The sequence below is a fragment of the Aeromicrobium sp. Leaf272 genome (genome assembly GCF_001422865.1).
Taxonomy (GTDB): domain Bacteria; phylum Actinomycetota; class Actinomycetes; order Propionibacteriales; family Nocardioidaceae; genus Aeromicrobium.
This window is the reverse complement of the sequence record NZ_LMMY01000009.1, coordinates 238,357-241,767: the sequence shown is the minus strand read 5'-3', so window position 1 is coordinate 241,767 and position 3,411 is coordinate 238,357. Positions and strand designations below refer to the sequence as shown.

General features: G+C 73.3%; 4 protein-coding genes. 3 read left to right on the top strand and 1 reads right to left on the bottom strand.

Going from position 1 to position 3,411, the window contains the following annotated elements; all coding sequences use genetic code 11:
- The first annotated feature begins 171 nt into the window (after nt 1–171).
- Both ASF38_RS02715 and ASF38_RS17785 read left to right on the top strand, forming a co-directional pair.
- Nucleotides 172–1,017, top strand: coding sequence for a hypothetical protein (locus ASF38_RS02715; RefSeq protein ID WP_056556151.1), 846 nt, complete (start codon nt 172–174; stop codon nt 1,015–1,017).
- Complete coding sequence (locus ASF38_RS17785) at nt 1,014–1,328, top strand: META domain-containing protein (protein WP_055963695.1); 315 nt, start codon at nt 1,014–1,016, stop codon at nt 1,326–1,328. Before ASF38_RS02715 ends, ASF38_RS17785 begins: the two co-directional genes overlap by 4 nt.
- 12 nt (nt 1,329–1,340) lie before the next feature.
- On the opposite strand, the gene ASF38_RS02705 is transcribed toward ASF38_RS17785, so the two are convergent.
- Nucleotides 1,341–2,120, bottom strand: coding sequence for a hypothetical protein (locus ASF38_RS02705; protein WP_156366754.1), 780 nt, complete (start codon nt 2,118–2,120; stop codon nt 1,341–1,343).
- A 47-nt stretch (nt 2,121–2,167) separates the two neighbouring features.
- On the opposite strand from ASF38_RS02705, the gene ASF38_RS02700 reads away from it, so the two are divergent.
- The gene (locus tag ASF38_RS02700; protein WP_056573475.1) at nt 2,168–3,367 is read left to right on the top strand and encodes an NAD(P)/FAD-dependent oxidoreductase; all 1,200 of its coding nucleotides are present in this window, start codon (nt 2,168–2,170) and stop codon (nt 3,365–3,367) included.
- Nucleotides 3,368–3,411: the final 44 nt, after the last annotated feature.

Genomic DNA, 3,411 nt, shown 5'->3' with positions numbered 1-3,411 from the left:
GCGACCCTGCTGCGCCGTGACGCGGCCGGCGAGCTGCACCTGGAGGCGGCCGCCGATCCCCGCCGGGACGGGGCCGTCCGGCTCGTGCGGTCCTGACGGACCCTCGCGACGCTCGAGGACGGGTCGGACAACCACGTGACACCGCCACTGTCACGGTCCTACGCTGCGAGCATGAACCTCGTCGGTCTGGCCACCCTGCCCCTGCGCGTGACCATCTCGGCCACGCGCACGACGTTGGCGCTGGGACAGCTGGCCGCACCCGACGGTCCGATCCTGCGCGAGGGCGGCTACGGGACCCGCATCGCGGTGCTGATCGGCGAGGACGGCCTGCTGGAGCAGCTCGCCAAGCTGCTGGCCGACGAGCGCGGGATCATCGCGCTCGGCAACCTCGTCGCCGACATCACGTCCGAGGACCGGCCCGTCGGCAAGGCGCTGCAGCGGGACGGGCTCGTGGACCGGATGGCGTCAGAGGAGGGCCCGTTCGTGCGGCTGCTCGAGGCCGACGGCCCGCTCGACCGCGCCCTGGCCGAGGACGGACCGCTCTACCGGTTCCTCGCGCCCGGAGGCTCGCTCGACCGCCTGCTGGCACCGGACGGGCCGCTCGAGCGGCTGACGGCGCCGGGCGGGCCTATCGAGCGGATGCTGGTGCCCGGCGGGCCGCTGGACCGCATCCTCGAGCAGGACGGCACGCTCGAGAACGTGCTGAAGCCCGGCGGCCTGCTCGAGAAGCTGCTCGAGGAGGAGGGCATCCTCGAGAACCTGCTGATGCCGGGCGGGACGCTCGACCAGCTGGTCTCCCTGGGGGCGACGTTCGACGCGATCGTGCCGCGGCTCGAGGCGCTGGGCAACGCCATCCCCAACCTCAACCAGGCGGTCGCGGTGCTGAGCGGAGCCGTGGAGCCTCTCGGGACGCTCGCGCAGCGACTTCCCGGTGGACGTCGACGCGGCGTGCTCGCCTCCGCATCGCCGTCGTCACCGACGACGGCGACCTCCGACGACCTCTACGGCAGCGAGTGAGCACGCCGGCACGGACCGACGTCGTCGGGCGGTGGCTGCCCGAGGGCGGCCCGCCGCGCGCGTTCCTCGAGCTGCGCGACAACGGCGACCTCGCCGGGCACGACGGCTGCAACCGCTTCGGCGGCCAGCAGTGGTCGCTCGACGGCAAGAAGGTCGTCACGAGCGGCGCACGCGTCTCGACGCTGATGGCCTGCCCCGACGTCGACACCTGGCTCGGCCAGGCGACCACCTTCGTGTGGGACGACGGCCACCTGCGCGCCGTCGGACCCGACGGCACCGACCTCGGCGTCCTGCTCACCGACCCGGACTGAGCCGGTCGGACGTCACTGGGTGAACGTGGCCGCGCCCTTGCGGAGACGCTCGACGGTGTCGCGGGCGAGGCGCTGCGCGAGCTGCTCCGCGGCGTCGGCGTCGCGGCCCGGTGCGGACATGCTGACGAACACGCCGACCACCACGCGGCCCTCGCCCACCAGCAGGCTCACGACGCGCTGGGCCGGGTCGCCGGTCTCGGCCGAGTCGAGCCGGTAGGAGCTCAGGTAGCCGTCGAGCCCCTGCACGGTGACGTCGTCGAGCGACCCCTCGCCCGAGCTCGCCGGGACCTCACGGCCGCCGCCGACGGGCTTGGCGGGGATGTCGAACGTGCCGTCGTAGGGCTCCTGGTCCTTGCGCAGACCGGCCATGAAGGTGCGGGCCGCCTCGGCGTCGTCGAGCAGGTTGAGGTTGACGACCGCGACGTCGTTGGGAGCACTCGTGGTGCCGTTGCGCTCGATGTCCACGGGGTTGCCGACGGAGTCGAGGCGCACGGAGAACGCCCAGAACGGATGACCGACGTCGGACCCGGCGCACTTCTCCTCGTCCTTCGGGCACTGGAAGTCGACCTCCGAGGCGCCCGGCACCTGGTCCAAGGTGGGCAGGGCGCCCTCGATCGCGGCCTCCTCGGTGGGCAGCGGTGCCGGGCTGGACGCGGACGCCGTCGGCTCCGGGTCGGATCCCCCCTGGCCGCATCCGGCGAGGACGGCGAGGACGGCGAGAGCCGTCGTGACGAGTCGAACCGAGCGGCGCATGAGTCGTTCCCCCTGGGTGGCGTAGGGGCATCGTGGCACGCCGCGACCCGGGTTGCCGTGGAGACCAGCCGTGGCAGGCTCGAAGCATGGACATCGTCATCATCGGGGGCGGCCTCGCCGCGGCCAAGGCGGCCGCCGCCCTGCGCGAGAACGGGCACGACGGAGCACTCACGATCGTGGGCGACGAGGACCGGCTGCCCTACGAACGGCCGCCCCTGTCGAAGGACGTCCTGCTCGGCGAGGTGCCGCTCGACGACGCCACGGTGCAGCCCCAGGAGTGGTACGACGAGCACGACGTCCGCCTGGTCACCGGGGTGGCGGCCGAGCGCATCGACGTCGAGGCGCACCGCGTGCACCTCGCCGACGGCCAGGTGGTCCCGTACGACAAGGCGGTCCTCGCCACGGGCGCGCGGCCCGCCGTCCCGGACTCCATCGCCGGTGGGGCCGACGCGTACTTCCTGCGCAACGCGGCCGACGTCGAGAGGCTGACGGCCGCGTTCGCGGATGCGTCGTCGGTGATCGTCGTCGGTGGCGGTTGGATCGGTCTCGAGGTCGCCGCCGCCGCGCGGCACCACGACCTGAGCACCACCGTCGTGCTCCGCGGCGACGTGCCGCTCGCGTCGGTCATGGGCGAACGCCTGGGCCGCTACTTCGCGGACGTTCACACGTCGCACGGGGTCACCCTGCGCACGGGCGAGCGAGTCGACGCCGTGACCGCGCGCACCGTCCGCCTCGGCGGTGGCGAGGTGCTCGAGGCCGACGTGGTCGTGCTGGGCGTGGGCGCCACGCCCAACGTCGAGCTGGCGGAGGCGGCCGGGCTGCTCGTCGACGACGGCGTGGTGACCGACGAGCACTTCGCGACCAGCCACCCCGACGTGCATGCCATCGGCGACGTCGCCTCGACGCTCCACACGGGTCGCGGCGAGGCCGTCCGGGTCGAGCACTGGGACGACGCGGTGCGCCAGGGCGAGGCCGTGGCGTCGGTGCTGCTCGGCCACGACGCGGCGTACGACTGGGAGCCGTACTTCTTCACCGACCAGTACGACCTGGGCATGGAGTACGTCGGCCACGGGTCGGGCGATGACGACGTGGTGGTCCGCGGCGAGCTGGACGACGGCGCCGGGGACGGCGAGTTCATCGTCTTCTGGCAGCGCGACGGCGTCGTGACCGCGGCCATGAACGTCAACATCTGGGACGTCCAGGACGACCTGCGCGCCCTCGTCGGCCAGGAGGTGTCGGCCGAGCGCCTCGCCGACCCGAACGTCGAGCTCGCCGACCTCGCCTGACCCGGGCTCGCCCGGTCGGTCCCACCGTGCTCGTGATTCCCATC

What these genes read in the sequence shown, in the direction of transcription:
- ASF38_RS02700 (WP_056573475.1), top strand. Translation starts at nt 2,168, where the DNA reads ATGGACATCGTCATCATCGGGGGCGGCCTCGCCGCGGCCAAGGCGGCC.
- ASF38_RS02715 (WP_056556151.1), top strand. Translation starts at nt 172, where the DNA reads ATGAACCTCGTCGGTCTGGCCACCCTGCCCCTGCGCGTGACCATCTCG.